The 15,330-nt window shown below is 41.8% G+C and carries 12 protein-coding genes; all 12 read left to right on the plus strand.

Annotated elements, in window-relative coordinates; translation table 11 throughout:
* Positions 1 to 85: 85 nt before the first annotated feature.
* The 12 genes from R2Q66_RS17100 to R2Q66_RS17155 all read left to right on the plus strand — a co-directional run bounded on the left by R2Q66_RS17100 (position 86) and on the right by R2Q66_RS17155 (position 15,330).
* Complete coding sequence (locus R2Q66_RS17100) at positions 86 to 865, plus strand: enoyl-CoA hydratase/isomerase family protein (RefSeq protein ID WP_316751215.1); 780 nt, start codon at positions 86 to 88, stop codon at positions 863 to 865.
* An 85-nt stretch (positions 866 to 950) separates the two neighbouring features.
* On the plus strand, positions 951 to 1,628 hold the full coding sequence (locus R2Q66_RS17105; RefSeq protein WP_316751217.1) for a hypothetical protein: 678 nt from the start codon (positions 951 to 953) through the stop codon (positions 1,626 to 1,628).
* Between the two features lie 116 nt (positions 1,629 to 1,744).
* Positions 1,745 to 3,505, plus strand: coding sequence for an LTA synthase family protein (locus tag R2Q66_RS17110; RefSeq protein WP_316751219.1), 1,761 nt, complete (start codon positions 1,745 to 1,747; stop codon positions 3,503 to 3,505).
* 2 nt (positions 3,506 to 3,507) lie between these two features.
* The gene (locus R2Q66_RS17115; RefSeq protein WP_316751222.1) at positions 3,508 to 5,682 is read left to right on the plus strand and encodes a S9 family peptidase; all 2,175 of its coding nucleotides are present in this window, start codon (positions 3,508 to 3,510) and stop codon (positions 5,680 to 5,682) included.
* 155 nt (positions 5,683 to 5,837) lie between these two features.
* Positions 5,838 to 6,647 carry an ABC transporter permease gene (locus R2Q66_RS17120; protein WP_316751225.1) on the plus strand — a complete coding sequence of 270 codons (810 nt, stop codon included), beginning with the start codon at positions 5,838 to 5,840 and terminating at the stop codon, positions 6,645 to 6,647.
* Between the two features lie 10 nt (positions 6,648 to 6,657).
* Positions 6,658 to 7,431, plus strand: coding sequence for an ABC transporter ATP-binding protein (locus tag R2Q66_RS17125; RefSeq protein ID WP_316751227.1), 774 nt, complete (start codon positions 6,658 to 6,660; stop codon positions 7,429 to 7,431).
* A gap of 4 nt (positions 7,432 to 7,435) precedes the next feature.
* A complete protein-coding gene (locus R2Q66_RS17130) occupies positions 7,436 to 8,431 on the plus strand; it encodes an MlaD family protein (RefSeq protein ID WP_316751229.1) in 996 nt (331 codons plus the stop codon).
* 137 nt (positions 8,432 to 8,568) lie between these two features.
* Complete coding sequence (locus R2Q66_RS17135; RefSeq protein WP_316751231.1) at positions 8,569 to 8,766, plus strand: YtxH domain-containing protein; 198 nt, start codon at positions 8,569 to 8,571, stop codon at positions 8,764 to 8,766.
* 207 nt (positions 8,767 to 8,973) lie between these two features.
* A complete protein-coding gene (locus R2Q66_RS17140; RefSeq protein ID WP_316751233.1) occupies positions 8,974 to 10,068 on the plus strand; it encodes a sensor histidine kinase in 1,095 nt (364 codons plus the stop codon).
* A gap of 10 nt (positions 10,069 to 10,078) precedes the next feature.
* Entirely contained in the window at positions 10,079 to 10,837 is a 759-nt protein-coding gene (locus tag R2Q66_RS17145) for a LytTR family DNA-binding domain-containing protein (RefSeq protein ID WP_316751236.1), read from the plus strand.
* A gap of 124 nt (positions 10,838 to 10,961) precedes the next feature.
* Positions 10,962 to 12,149 carry an efflux RND transporter periplasmic adaptor subunit gene (locus R2Q66_RS17150; RefSeq protein ID WP_316751238.1) on the plus strand — a complete coding sequence of 396 codons (1,188 nt, stop codon included), beginning with the start codon at positions 10,962 to 10,964 and terminating at the stop codon, positions 12,147 to 12,149.
* A gap of 25 nt (positions 12,150 to 12,174) precedes the next feature.
* On the plus strand, positions 12,175 to 15,330 hold the full coding sequence (locus tag R2Q66_RS17155) for an efflux RND transporter permease subunit (protein ID WP_316751240.1): 3,156 nt from the start codon (positions 12,175 to 12,177) through the stop codon (positions 15,328 to 15,330).

Here is a 15,330-nt window from a genome sequence, read left to right on the forward strand (position 1 = left end):
CTACATTTCAAAACGTTTTCACCACAATGATTCTCTTTTTATTTACTTTTGAATAGAAAGCAAAAGAAACTTAGCCCCAGACTCTATGACAGCGCCATTGGTTTTATACTCTGTTGAACAACGCATTGCCACTATTTCTATCAATCGCCCGGAAAAGCGTAATGCGCTTAATCCGGAGCTGGTTACCTTACTTAGAGAAACATTAATTGAGGCTTCTGAGGATGACGATGTTAAAGTCATCATTTTAAAAGCGAACGGAACCACCTTTAGTGCCGGTGCCGACCTTGCCTATTTACTGCAATTGCAGCAAAATAGTTATGAGGAAAACCTAGCCGATTCCGAAAACTTAAAACGCCTGTTTACCACCATCTATTATTTACCGAAAGTGGTGATTGCCCAGGTAGAAGGACATGCGATTGCCGGAGGTTGTGGACTGGCGACGGTATGCGACATTACTTTTGCCGTACCGGAAGCTAATTTCGGCTATACAGAAGTTAAGCTGGGATTTGTGCCCGCCATTGTATCCTGCTTTTTGCTCCGTAAAACTTCTGAAACAATTGCCAAGCGAATCCTGTTAACAGGAGAATTGTTCTCTGCACAACAGGCTCTGGACTACGGATTGATCACTTTTGTAACAAACAAAGACGACATTAATCTTAAGGTTACAGAATTTGCATTAAGTTTGTGTGCTGAAACTTCTGCCAATTCTCTTATGGTGACAAAACAATTGATCGGTCAAACCACCAACCCGCAGTTAGAGAGCTGTCTATCACTTGCCGTTCAAATCAATGCCAGAGTAAGAGATAGTGAAGATTTCAAAAAGGGTGTTGCTGCCTTTATCAGCAAAGAGAAAATACAGTGGTAATCACATCAAAACAGTACAAATACGGATCAATTCAACATTTAAAGTATCATACGAATCAAATATTGTAAACACTAAAAACTATCATATGTTAAAATCAATTAAAACCGGAGTTTTAGCTGCTATTCTTGTCAGTACAGCAATCTTCGCGCACGCTCAAAAGAAAATTACTGAAGGAACGATTGTTTACGATCTGGAATATTCCTTAACTCCGGAACAACAGCCTATGGCCGCTATGTTCCCTACAGAATCTAAAATCAAATTCAATGGCAACATGTCCAGAATGGAAATGCAGCAAGGTCCTGCAACCATTACGGTGCTTGTCAATGTTGCAGAATTGAATTCATTGGTTCTGATTGATGTACCCGTTGCTCAATTGCAATTTGCAGTAAAAGGCACTAAAGCTGATTACGAATTGGAAAAAGCAAATGATCCTAAGTTCAGTGATTTCAAAGCTACAGGCGAGAAGAAAAAGTTCTTAACCTACGATGCAGAGAAATACACGTATAAAGATGACAAAGGTGGTACTTACGAATTATGGGCAACTACTGACATTGAACTTCCTGCAGGTTTAGTAGGTCGCGATTTTGTAGGTATTAAAGGAACGCCTGTTAAATTCACCAGCTTCAACAGAGGTGTGAAATCTACCGCTACTTTAAAAAGTCTGACAGAAGAAAAAGCTGGTCCTTTTAGTTTAGAGGTACCTAAAGGTTATGAAGTGAAAACCATGGACGAGATTAAGGCCATGCAAGGTGGAGGTCAATAGCATTCGCTAAAATGTTTAGAAGCCTTATTTTTTTACTCAGATTCTATATCTTCTGGTTGCTGTTTTTCTTTATCGACCGGTTGGTATTTATTCTAATTTATCATAAAAAGCTAGCTATGGTTCCCTTATCGGAAACCATGGCTACTTTCTATCACGCTTTGCTACTAGACCTATCGATGACGGCATATCTTGCTGTCATTCCTCTTTTAGGCTATATCATTTGGTTACTCAGTGGTTGGAAATCCGTTAACATCAAATGGATCTCTATTTATAATTTAGTATTGCTGGTTTTATTCAGCATCATTTCAGTTGTCAATTTTAATATTTACCGCGAATGGGGGACTAAAGTAAACGCCAAAGCCATTGGTTTTGCGTTTTCATCGCCCGGAGAAGCGATGGCTTCCGGTGCCTCTTCCCCTATTGCTTTATCCCTGCTTGTATTACTGGTACTGATCGTCGCTGGATTCTTCCTGCAAAAACGGCTGATCCCCAAACAACTTTCTTTTGAAAAGTCAGCATTAGGATGGCGCATCACCATTGCTGTGCTGCTCCTTCCGCTTACCTTTATGTTTATCCGTGGAGGCTTTAAAGGTTCCCCGATTACGCAAAGCATGGCCTACTTCTCTAAACATCAATTGCTCAACCATGCGGCAGTAAACACCGAATGGAACCTGCTTAGGAGCCTGCTTTCAGAGAAGATGACCAACCATAATCCTTATGTGTACCTTGATCCTAAAAAAGCAGAACAGCTGATTCAGGAATTGTATGCAGTAGAAAAGGATAGTACCACCCGTATTTTAACGACCGACCGCCCTAATGTGGTCATGGTCATTATTGAAAGTTTTACCGCCGACCTTACCCAAACGCTTGGAAACGAAACTGGCATTACCCCACATTTCGATTCTTTAATGAACAAAGGCGTGTTGTTTAGTCAGGCATATGCTTCCGGTAGTCGCACCGACAAAGGAATTATCGCCAGTCTGGCAGGTTTTCCAACACTTGGCGCAGGTAGTATTGTCAAGTTTCCGGAGAAAATGCAAAAGTTACCTGCGATCTCTCAATCCCTGGCAAAAAATGGTTACCACACCTCTTTCTATTATGGAGGAGAATCTGAATTCGACAATTACAAAGCTTTTATTCTCAGTCATGATTATCAAAAGCTCATCGATAAAAATAACTTCACAGGAAATACCCCAAAATCTTTCTGGGGACAGTATGATGAGGCCGTATTTGACAAGCAGCTGCAGGATTTGAATACCGAAAAACAACCTTTCTATTCTACCTTGCTCACCCTGACCAATCACGAGCCTTACACCCTTCCCGGGAAACATAAATTCGGCAATACCAATAATGTAGCGCAATTTAAAAGCACTGCTTATTATACCGATTCTGTGATCAATGCGTATTTAAACAATGCCAAAAAACAAGCCTGGTATCCCAATACCCTGTTTATTTTTGTGGCGGATCATGGCCATGTCTTACCAAAAGAGATTCACGACATTTCAACTCCGGGGCGTTACCACATCCCACTCCTGTTTTTTGGAGAGGTGATTAAGCCGGAATTCAGAGGCAGGAAATTTAGCAATATAGCTTCACAAGTGGACATTGCAACCACCTTGCTGGCACAATTAAACATTCCCGCTAAGGATTTCAACTGGAGTAAAAACCTGTTGAACCCTTACACTAAATCCTTCGCCTATTTTAGCTGGGACAATGGGATGGGCTTTATTGATAATGAGCAATGTGTTACCTTTGATAATGTCGGTAAAATGACCCTGTACAATAGTAACGATAAGGACAAAGAAGGAACCGAAAAACGGTTAGACCTGGCGAAAGCTTACCTTCAACAAGTATATCAGCAATTTATAGCACTATAACAATGAACCTAAAAAACCTCTTTTTTAAACTGGCAGTCCTGCTTATTCTATCAAGTTACGGACAAAGCTATGCACAGAAGCAATCCGACCTTAAATGGGCAAAAGACGGTAATTCCTATTATCAGATTAAAGAATCGGGCATTGTAGCGATCACACTTCCTAAAAATGAAGAGAAAATCATTCTGGACCCGAGTTTCCTGTATGCCAATGCCTCCAAAGGTATTGGAGCCATCAAGGATTTCGAAATCTCTGCAGATGGGACTAAAATACTACTGTATACCAACAGCAAAAAGGTATGGAGATATGAAACCCGCGGTGATTATTTTGTAGCAGATTTGAAAACAAAAGAAATGACCAAAATCGGTCAGGACAAACCAGCATCGTCACTGATGTTTGCCAAGTTCTCCCCGGATGGAAATAAAGTGGCTTATGTAAGCAAGCACAACATCTATGTTGATGATTTAACTACCAAGAGCAGCAAAGCACTGACTACTGACGGCACTGACCGCATGATCAATGGAACATTTGACTGGGTGTATGAAGAGGAATTTGATTGCAGAGACGGTTTCAGATGGAGCCCTGATGGTGCCACTATCGCCTATTGGCAATTAGATGCCCGCGACATCAGGAATTTCCTGATGATCAACAACACGGATTCTATCTATTCTTTCAATGTACCGGTAGAATACCCTAAAGTTGGACAAAACCCTTCTTCCTGTAAAGTAGGTATCGTAGACATCAATACCGCTGCAACCAAATGGTTAGACGTTCCTGGTGATATGATCCAACATTATATCCCTAGAATGGAATGGATTCCGAACAGCAATGAGGTGATCCTTCAACAGCTGAACAGAGAACAAAATGAAAGTAAACTGTTTGTTGCCAATGCAAAATCAGGAGCGGTAAAGAATATCTACTCAGAAACAGATAAAGCATGGATCGATGTTGGTCAGGGATGGAACTGGGTGAATGCAGGGAAAGAATTCCTTTGGTCGACTGAAAAAGACGGCTGGCGTCACCAGTACCGCATTAGTAAAGATGGTAAAAAGCAAACACTGATCACAAAAGGAAATTTTGATGTGATCGAAAGTGCCCTGGTAGACGAGAAAAACAACCTGTTATATTTCATGGCTTCTCCGGATAATGCGACTCAAAAATATTTATACAAAACAAAACTTAGTGGTGGCGGTCAGGCAGAAATGGTAACCCCATCTATCCTGCCGGGTACGCACAATTATGACATCTCGCCGAATGGATTATACGCACGTCATAGTTATACCAGTGGAACGGTACCTACCATTACAGAATGGATGAAACTGACTACCTTGAATCCTTTCACCATGGAAGGCAGTATTACCAATCAACTGGGTAGAATCAAGGCGCAGAAAAACCCTGTAGAATTCTTTAAAGTAACAACCGAAGATGGCGTAACCATGGACGGCTGGATGAAGAAGCCAGACAACTTTGACCGCACTAAAAAATACCCGGTTGTATTTTATGTTTATGGAGAACCTGCTTCTCAAACAGTAACGGATACTTATGGTGCCGGGCGTAATTTCTTGTACAACGGAGATATGGCCAAAGATGGTTATATCTATATTTCTGTAGAAAACCGTGGCGCTCCTGCTCCAAAAGGCAGAGAATGGCGTAAAAGCATTTATAAAAGCATTGGTACATTAAACATCCGTGACCAGGCTATGGCGACTAAGAAAATCATGGAATGGCCATTTGTTGACAAAGACAGGATTGCAGTATGGGGATGGAGTGGTGGTGGATCTTCCACATTAAACCTGCTTTTCCAATATCCTGAGATTTACAAAACAGGTATTGCCATTGCAGCAGTAGCCAACCAACTGACCTACGATAATATCTATCAGGAACGTTATATGGGTTCTCCCCTAAAAACGACGGAAGCGTATGTAAAAGGATCACCAATCAGCTATGCGAAAAATCTAAAAGGTAATCTATTGTATATCCATGGTACCGGAGATGACAATGTACATTATCAGAATGCCGAAATGCTGGCGAATGAATTGATCAGGTTCGGAAAAGTTTTTCAAATGATGTCTTATCCTAACCGTACACACAGCATCAGCGAAGGAGATGGAACTTTCCACCATTTATCGCTGACTTACACCGACTTTCTAAAGAAAAACTGTCCTCCGGGAGGCAAATAACACTTATAATGAAAAGGATGGTCTGTAATTTACAGGCCATTTTTTTTTACTAAAGCACCTTTATTGAGATAATATCGTTAATATGGCGCAAATTTTGATAAGCGTTGCACATCTCTGTTATAACACCTATTATCTGAACACATCGATACACATTAATGGATAACCAAGCTGAAAATCCAGCCATTTTAAAAAAACAAGCCAAGCCACCTGGAAAAATTACCAGGATGTTCCTGACACTCTATGACGTATGTCAGTTCGTCACCCGGTTTTTCAGGGAAGGATTCCTTCCTCCTTACGAAGGAAGAGAATTAATGAGACAATGTTACGACATCGGCTATCGCTCACTCGCCCTGATCTCCTTAACCGGATTCATCACCGGCATCGTATTCACAAAACAATCAAGGCCCTCGCTGGCAGAATTTGGTGCCACTTCATGGCTGCCCTCTTTAGTCGGCATTGCCTTGCTCAGAACCCTTGCTCCCCTCCTTACCTCACTCATCGCAGCAGGAAAAGTAGGTTCCAGTATCGGTGCAGAACTTGGATCTATGCGCGTTACCGAACAGATCGACGCCATGGAAGTTTCCGCCACTAATCCTTTTAAATTTTTAGTGACCACCAGAGTTCTCGCAGCAACCATTACCATTCCTATCCTGACCTTTTACACCGCTATGGTGGGTATGTTAGGGGCGCTACTTAACGTTTCCTTGTTTGAGGATACCAGTGCAAGGGCATTTTTTCAGGCCTCTTTAGAACAGATTACCTTTTTAGACATCACTGCTTCAACGGTTAAAGCCATTATTTTTGGTTTTACCATCGGAATTGTAGGTTGCTATCAGGGCTATAACTCTTCCAAAGGAACTGAGGGTGTAGGTAAAGCGGCCAACTCAGCGGTAGTGATCGGGATGTTCCTCATCTTTATTGAAGAGGTAATCTCCGTACAATTCTTTGGTTTATTCAGAACTTGATCTTAAAATAATGGAACAAAAGAAAGCCACCAATATAGATCAGGAGAAAGTAATAGAGATCAAAGGACTATACAAGTCTTTTGGAACCTATGACGTGCTGAAAGGCGTAGATCTGGATTTATATAAAGGTGAAAATTTAGTGGTTCTTGGGAAATCAGGAACCGGAAAATCAGTGTTAATCAAGATTATTGTCGGCCTCCTTACCCCCGATCAGGGTTCGGTAAAGGTACTCGGCCAGCTGGTAGATGAAATTAGTTACAAGGAACTTCTGGCCTTAAGGTTAAAAGTTGGTTTCTCTTTTCAAAACAGCGCCTTGTACGACAGTATGACGGTTAGACAAAATCTGGAATTCCCACTGGTGAGGAACCAGCGAAATCTGACCAAAGGAGAGGTTAATATTGCAGTTGAGCGCGTGCTCGATGCGGTTGGCTTACTTCAAACCATCAACCAAATGCCATCAGAACTTTCCGGTGGACAAAGAAAAAGGGTGGGTATCGCCAGAACATTGATTCTGCAACCGGAAGTGATGTTATATGATGAACCTACCGCGGGATTAGATCCCATCACCTGTTTGGAAATCAATAACCTGATCAATGAGGTGCAGGAACGCTTCCACACCAGTTCTATTGTCATCACGCATGACCTTACCTGCGCAAAAGCGGTAGGCAACAGGGTGGCGATGTTACTTGATGGCAAATTTGAACGTCAGGGAACTTTTGATGAGGTATTCAATACCGATGATGAACGGGTAAAACCATTTTACGAATATAATTTTATACAATAACAATATGCAGGTAACAGACACGCGTCGCAAAGTAACAGTAGGAGTATTCGTATTCCTTGGACTACTCATTTTTGTATTAGGAGTTTTTACCTTGGGAGGCCAGAAAAAAACATTTGTAAAAAGCTTTACTGTTGATGTTGTTTTTAATGATATCCAGGGACTAAAAGCAGGAAACAATGTTTGGTTTTCAGGCGTTAAAGTTGGAACCATCAAAAAGGTTCAGTTCTTTGGCACTGCACAGGTTCAGGTGTTTTTAAGCATCGAAGAAGAAGCACACAAATACATTCATAAAGACGCAACAGCCACCATCAGTTCAGACGGTTTGATTGGTAATAAAATCATTGTGGTAACCGGTGGTTCCCCTAAATTCCCTTTTGTGGAAGACGGTGACCGCTTAGTAGCCAGCACAGCACTTTCTACAGATGATATCATGAAAACTTTCCAGGTGAACAACAAAAACCTGGTTGATGTGACTTCAGACTTTAAAATCCTTGCCAAAAATCTGGTCGAAGGTAAAGGTGCTGCCGGTGCTTTATTAGCAGATCAGCAGATTGCTGACAACTTTAAAGCCATCGTACAGAACTTAAAAGTGACCACAGAAGCAGCAAATAAAATGGCTTTAGACTTAAACACTTTCACCAGAAAGATGAATACTAAAGGCGGATTAGCTGATAAGATGATGACCGATACCATGGTATTTTCACAACTACAGGCTTCGGTTAATGAGTTAAAGAAAACAGCAAGTTCTGCTGCAGCATTAACAGACAACCTGAATAAAGCAAGTTCTAAATTAAACCAATCTGACAATGCAGCCGGTTTGTTATTAAACGACCAGAAAGCAGCAGAGCAGATCAGGGTGATCATGCAAAATCTGGAAGGCAGCAGCAAGAAACTAGATCAGAATATGGAAGCATTACAACATAACTTCTTGTTGAGAGGCTTCTTTAAGAAAAAAGCGAAAGCAGAGGCTGAAGCCGCAAAAATGCCGGTACAACCTTAATATTTCTTTGTCCTTATAAAAAAGACCTGCTTCAGCCGTTTATGAATAGCTAAAGCAGGTCTTTTTTGTAAAAGGTAAAACTATTAGCGGGCAATATTGTTTTTACAGGGAAGCAATTAATCAAAAAACTATACCATATGGGCCTACTAAAATCTCTACTGATCGGTGCCGCAGTTTTTGGGGCTGTAAAATATGCCACAAAAAAAGGTGCCAATGGAAAATCTCTTGTCGACGAACTGTCAGAACAGGCTCCGGAATGGTTGGATAAAGCGAAAGAATTTGGAAACGACCTGAAGCAACAATACCGCGAAACTACAGATCCCTACAAAGAATAAGCGCGAGCCTAAAAATTATTACCTTCGATTAGCAGCCATAACTGTTCATCGAAACAAATCCACTACCTGTTAGTGGATTTTTCTTTTACCCCCATTTGGGTAATCCATTTATCCGCTTGAGTTACCCATTTGGTCAGCTGAGTCAAATTCCTCCATTATAAAGCTCATTTTATGTAATTTTGCAAATAAAATCACAATCAAGGAAATATGGTGAAAACCCACACAATGCTTTCCAAACCATTAAATCGAAACCTTCGTTTTATTACGATTCCTTTGATATTTGTGGTACTGAATTTACTGTCTTATTTCGTCAACCCTTACAGCCCCTATTATCAGCAGTATTTCGACAGACCGGTACTAGAAATTATCACTGACGCGGGTTTAACCCTTCTTTTTTGTGTATTGATTTTTGAGCTGAGTGTCTTCAATTCCTCCATGCTGGATAAAGTAATTCCCTGGACAGAGCGCCCTTTCATGCGTTTCAGTGTACAATTACTCACCCAGATCGTGTTTGTCATCATACTAATGGTCCTTTTATATTATATCGGATCACTTGTTTATACCTATAAAGAAAAACCCACCTTTGAAGAGGAATTGAACAGCATTCAATTCGTATATGTATGCGTCATTATGGGGATTCTGATCAGTGCCATCACCACCGGGAACTTCCTGTTACAAAAATGGACCACCACCATGATTGAAGCCACAGAATTAAAGTTGAAAACCGCAGAGTTTAAAGAAATCGCCATGCAGGCCGAGCTCCAATCGCTCAAGCTACAACTTGATCCCCATTTCATGTTTAACAATTTCAGCACCCTTTCTGAGCTGATCTCGGAAGATCAGCTGAAAGCAGAAGTTTTCCTGAGAAACCTATCCAGGGTGTACCGTTACATGATTGCTAACCTTAAAAAGAACATTGTATCTCTGGAAGAAGAACTTAAATTTGTAGATGCCTATCTATACCTCATCAGAATCCGTTATGGAGAAAACGTGATTGTTTCTGTAGACATTAACAATGACGACGACCGGGGCATCCCTCCCATCACCTTACAGCTACTCATTGAAAACGCAATTAAACACAATGCGGCCACTAAAAGCAGTCCATTACTCATCGAAATTTACAATACCGATTCTCATATTGTAGTGAGTAATAACCTGCAACGGATCAAATTATCCATTCCTTCTGCCCGTATCGGCTTAGAAAATATACGCAGCAGGTATGCCCTTTTATCAGAAGATCTACCTTCGGTGATAGAAAACGAGCATACTTTTGCCGTTCATTTACCTTTACTTCCACTATAGTCCCTCAAACATGAATATCCTGATCATCGAAGACGAACAGCCGAATGCCAACAGACTCATTAAACTGCTCGCAGAACTGAGGGAAGACGTCCGCATCATGGGCGTTCTGGCCAGTGTAGAAGAAAGTGTAAACTACCTGACCACGCATCCACATCCGGATCTGATCCTGATGGATATCCGCCTGGGAGACGGTTTATGCTTTGAGATATTTCCTAAAGTAACCATCAACTGTCCGGTGATTTTCACGACCGCCTATGATGAATATGCACTTCGGGCTTTTAAGATTTACAGTCTGGCCTACTTACTAAAACCCGTTGAAAAGAACGAACTAAAGGAAGCTTTAGGCCTTTACGATCATATTATACAGGAAACAAATCCCAATAAGGCATTGGATCAACTGGTGGATTACATCAAATCTAAGTCTGTCATTTACCGTTCCCGCTTCCTCTTACCTTATAAAGATGGCTATAAAACCATCCTCGTTTCTTCGATTGATTACATTTACTCCGAACATAAAATCACGCACCTGGTATTAGAAGACCAGACGGATTTGATTGTTCCTTTCACGATGGACGAACTGGAAGACCAGCTAGACCCGGTTTGTTTTTTCAGGGCCAACCGCCAGTACATGATTCATGTGAACAGTATTTTCTCTATCCATAACTATTTCAATGGCAAACTCAAAGTCATCCTGAAAAGTAAAAGCGCAGGGGAGATTATCATCAGCAAGGAAAAATCCGGACAGTTTAAGGCTTGGCTCGACCGCTAATTCAGTCATTGTTTTTCTACGTTTCAGCAGCAAAAATATCCATTTCGGTCAATTAATACCCTCATCGCGCGGGTATAGTTTTTATGTTTGCAGACATTTTAAATGAACATAAACCATAATCAAGATGTTTTCCCAATTAAATCTTAAAAACAATACCCGATATTTCCTGCTATTGTCCCTGTTCATCCCTGTCTTAATTTTAAGCAGTTGCGGATCGAAAGGCGGAGCAGAACAAGCAGCAGGCGGAACCCCGCCACCAGCAGCCGAGATTCCGGTTATCGCTGTGCTGGAGCAATCCGCAATCACATTTAACGAATATAGCGCTGCCATTGAAGGCAAAGTCAATGTAGACATTCGCCCGCAAGTGGATGGTTACCTGGACAAGATCTTCGTGGATGAAGGTGCTTTTGTAAAAGCTGGTCAGCCACTTTTCAAAATCAACGACCGAGTTTATCAGGAGCAATTAAACACAGCGAATGCGGCCATGGAAGCTGCTAAAGCAAGCTTACGTACTGCTCAGATTGAAGTCAACAAAATCAAACCCTTAGTGCAGAACAAAGTGGTTTCCGAAGTGCAATTGAATACCGCAGAAGCAAATTATAGTCAGGCACAAGCCGCAGTTTCACAGGCTAAATCTACCATTGCCTCGGCAAAGATCAATATCGGATTCACACTGATTAAAGCGCCAATCTCCGGATTCATCGGTAAAATCCCTAAAAGAGTAGGCAATCTGGTGAGCAAAGGTGACCCGGAACCAATGACCACCTTGTCTGACACGAAAGATGTATATGCTTATTTCGCCATGTCTGAGCCTGCATTTCTGCAATTTAACGCACAGGTTAAAGGTGCAAATATGGCTGAAAAGCTGAAAAGATTACCTCCTGTAAGTCTGATCCTTGCCGATGGCACAACGTATCCACATAAAGGAAGGATTCAGATCGTAGATGGTCAGTTCGATAAAAATACGGGTTCTATTAGCCTGAGAGCAATATTCCCTAATCCACAAGGATTGTTACGTTCTGGAAATACCGGAAAAATCCGTTTAGAAGAACAGCATGAACAAGTAGTCATGGTGCCTAAAGCAGCAACGATGGATGTACAGGATAAGATTTTCGTGTACTTAGTAGGTCCGAAAAACAAGCTGGAACGCAGAGCGATCACGATTTCAGGTAAAAGCGGCAACAATTATCTGGTTAAAGATGGCCTTAAAAAAGGAGAAACCATTGTGTACTCAGGACTGGATGGTTTAGCGGAAGAGGCAGAGATTAAGCCGAAACCATTAAATGCCGACAGTATTTACCGCGCTCAATAATTTACCCCTTTAACTAAAAAACAACATGTTACAATCTATTATAAGAAGGCCGGTATTGGCAACGGTGATCTCTGTTCTCCTGGTACTCCTGGGGATCGTGGGACTTACCCGTTTGCCGATTACCCAGTTTCCCGACATTGCCCCTCCCACTATTTTCGTTTCCGGTGTATATCCAGGAGGAAACTCAGAGGCCGTAATCCGTTCGGTGATTACCCCCCTGGAGGAGTCTATCAATGGGGTAGAAAACATGGACTACATGAAATCTTCCGCCAGTAATGACGGTTCATTCTCTGTATCCATCGTATTTAAACAAGGTACAGACCCGGATCAGGCCGCAGTAAACGTGCAGAACCGCGTAGCACAGATCAACAGTCAGATGCCACCGGAAGTTTTACAAGCAGGGATTAGTACCTCCAAACAGCAGAACAGTAATGTGATGTACTTCAACGTTTATAGCGAAGACCGTACAAAATATGATGAGAAGTTCCTGCAAAATTACATCAAGATCAACCTTGTTCCTGAACTAAAAAGGATTCAGGGTGTAGGTCAGGTGCAGATGTTTGGTTCCAAAGATTACTCGATGCGTGTCTGGTTAAATCCGCAGAAAATGGCGGCCAATAACTTAACGCCGGGAGACATTACCGCAGCTATTGCAGATCAGAGTCTGGAGACTGCTCCGGGTAAATTCGGAGAAGAATCTAAAGAAGCGATCGAATATGTGGTGAAATATAAAGGAAAATTAAACCTGCCTGAACAATATGAGAACCTGATCATTAAATCATCTGCGGATGGTGGTGTACTGCGTTTAAAAGACGTAGCCAGAATAGAGTTTGGTGCAGCAAGTTATTCCAGTGACACCAAAATGGATGGTATGGATGCCGTTACTTTAGGTATCCTGCAAGCCAGTGGTTCCAATGCCAATGAGATTGAAATTGCGGTTCGTAAGTCTTTAATTAAAGCCGCTAAGGATTTCCCAAAAGGGATCAATTATGAAATTATTCAGAGTACGAAAGAAAGATTAGATGAATCAATCAGTCAGGTAAAAACAACCTTAATTGAGGCCTTTATTCTGGTATTTATTGTGGTATTTATCTTCCTGCAGGATTTCAGGTCTACCCTGATCCCGGCAATTGCCGTTCCGGTAGCGATTATTGGTACCTTCTTCTTTTTACAACTAATTGGATTTACGGTCAACGTATTGACTTTATTTGCATTGGTACTTGCCATTGGTATTGTGGTGGATGATGCGATTGTGGTGGTAGAGGCTGTCCATGCTAAAATGGAGGGTTCAGACTTAACTGCCCGCGAAGCCACTTACTCTGCCATGAGTGAAATTACCGGAGCCATTGTATCGATTACCCTGGTGATGGCGGCGGTATTCCTGCCGATTGGCTTCATGGAAGGCTCTTCGGGGATTTTCTATAAACAATTCGCCTTTACCCTGGCTATCGCGATTCTGATTTCTGCGGTTAACGCACTTACTTTAAGTCCGGCCTTATGTGCCTTGTTCTTAAAGAACCCGCACGCAGAAAAAGCAGGTAAGAAACAAGGTTTTTCTCAGCGCTTCTTCTCGGCTTTCAATACCTCTTTTGATCGTATGACCAATAAATACATTGGTAGTCTGAAATGGCTGATTAAATTCAAATGGCTGAGTTTAGGCGGATTGGCAATCGTAACCGGCTTAACGCTTTACATGATGAACAATACCCCTAAAGGTTTTGTACCTATGGAGGATGATAGTTTCATGATTTACTCCTTAACGATGCCTTCCGGTACTGGTTTAGACCGTACTACCAAGTTCATCAAAAAGGTAGACTCTACGTTCAAATCTTTTGAAGCAGTAAAAACGACAACCAGTGTATCCGGTTTCAACATCATGAGTAACTCTTCCAGTCCGGCTTATGGACTGGGCTTTGTCAAACTGAAAGCACCAAAAGAAAGAGGTGAAGTTCAGAACATGGACGAGGTATTGGGTATGGTTAATGCTAAAATGGCCACACTTAAAGAAGGAACAGTAAGTGTATTCCGTATGCCTCCTGTTGCCGGATATGGTGCAATTGGTGGGGTAGAGTTTGTATTACAGGACCGAACAGGTGGAGACCTGCAGAAATTCAGTCAGGTAGCTAACCAGATTGTTGGTGAACTATTCGGCGTTGATGGTGTAGCTGTCGCTTTTACCACTTTTAAAGCAGATTATCCGCAGTTTGAGCTGGAAGTAAATGACGAAAAAGCCAAACAACTGGGTGTAAGTGTGAAGGATTTACTAAGTACCATCCAGGTATATTATGGTGGTTCTCAAGCTTCCGACTTTAACCGTTTCGGTAAATATTACCGTGTTAATGTAAAAGCGGATGGTGTTTTCAGGACGGATAAAGAATCACTGAACATGGTGTTTGTAAAAAATGCCAAAGGTGATATGGTACCTGCAAGTGAGTTAGTATCTGTTAAAAAAGTATACGGACCTGAGTCTGTAGACCGTTACAATCTATTCAATTCCATCACCATCAATGCGATCGCCAAACCTGGGGTGAGCAATGGAAAGATCATGGAAGAAGTAGAGAAATTACTGGCAGAAAAACTCCCTAATGGTTATAGCTACGAATGGAATGGCCTTTCCAGAGAAGAGAAATCTTCGGGATCGCAAACCATATTCATTCTGGCATTGAGTTTACTGTTTGTATACTTCCTGCTGGCCGCTCAATATGAGAGTTATATTTTACCATTAGCAGTGATGTTATCTATCCCTACCGGCCTTTTAGGTGTGTTTATTGCCATTAAGCTTGCTGGTATCGACAACAACATCTATGTACAGATCGGATTGATCATGCTGATTGGATTACTGGCTAAAAATGCCATTCTGATCATTGAGTTTGCCTTACAACGTCGTAAAGAAGGTATGGACCTGATTGCAGCAGCCTTAGAAGGTTCCAGACTACGTTTAAGACCGATCCTGATGACTTCCCTCGCTTTCGTTGCGGGTATGATTCCCTTGATGGTTGCTACCGGTGGCTCTGCCATGGGTAACCGCTCGATCAGTACCGGTGCTGCCGGTGGGATGCTTGCCGGAGTAGTGCTGGGACTGTTTATCATCCCTGTACTCTTCGTTGTATTCCAATCCTTACAGGAAAAAATAACCGGAAAACCGGGATTAGACACCGACCCACAGGTCAAATCTAAATAA

Origin of the sequence: Pedobacter gandavensis, from assembly GCF_032677645.1 — a bacterium.
GTDB lineage: Bacteria > Bacteroidota > Bacteroidia > Sphingobacteriales > Sphingobacteriaceae > Pedobacter > Pedobacter gandavensis_A.

What these genes read in the sequence shown, in the direction of transcription:
- R2Q66_RS17120 (WP_316751225.1), top strand. Translation starts at nt 5,838, where the DNA reads ATGGATAACCAAGCTGAAAATCCAGCCATTTTAAAAAAACAAGCCAAG.
- R2Q66_RS17145 (WP_316751236.1), top strand. Translation starts at nt 10,079, where the DNA reads ATGAATATCCTGATCATCGAAGACGAACAGCCGAATGCCAACAGACTC.
- R2Q66_RS17125 (WP_316751227.1), top strand. Translation starts at nt 6,658, where the DNA reads ATGGAACAAAAGAAAGCCACCAATATAGATCAGGAGAAAGTAATAGAG.
- R2Q66_RS17105 (WP_316751217.1), top strand. Translation starts at nt 951, where the DNA reads ATGTTAAAATCAATTAAAACCGGAGTTTTAGCTGCTATTCTTGTCAGT.
- R2Q66_RS17140 (WP_316751233.1), top strand. Translation starts at nt 8,974, where the DNA reads ATGGTGAAAACCCACACAATGCTTTCCAAACCATTAAATCGAAACCTT.
- R2Q66_RS17135 (WP_316751231.1), top strand. Translation starts at nt 8,569, where the DNA reads ATGGGCCTACTAAAATCTCTACTGATCGGTGCCGCAGTTTTTGGGGCT.
- R2Q66_RS17115 (WP_316751222.1), top strand. Translation starts at nt 3,508, where the DNA reads ATGAACCTAAAAAACCTCTTTTTTAAACTGGCAGTCCTGCTTATTCTA.
- R2Q66_RS17155 (WP_316751240.1), top strand. Translation starts at nt 12,175, where the DNA reads ATGTTACAATCTATTATAAGAAGGCCGGTATTGGCAACGGTGATCTCT.
- R2Q66_RS17130 (WP_316751229.1), top strand. Translation starts at nt 7,436, where the DNA reads ATGCAGGTAACAGACACGCGTCGCAAAGTAACAGTAGGAGTATTCGTA.
- R2Q66_RS17100 (WP_316751215.1), top strand. Translation starts at nt 86, where the DNA reads ATGACAGCGCCATTGGTTTTATACTCTGTTGAACAACGCATTGCCACT.
- R2Q66_RS17110 (WP_316751219.1), top strand. Translation starts at nt 1,745, where the DNA reads ATGGTTCCCTTATCGGAAACCATGGCTACTTTCTATCACGCTTTGCTA.
- R2Q66_RS17150 (WP_316751238.1), top strand. Translation starts at nt 10,962, where the DNA reads ATGTTTTCCCAATTAAATCTTAAAAACAATACCCGATATTTCCTGCTA.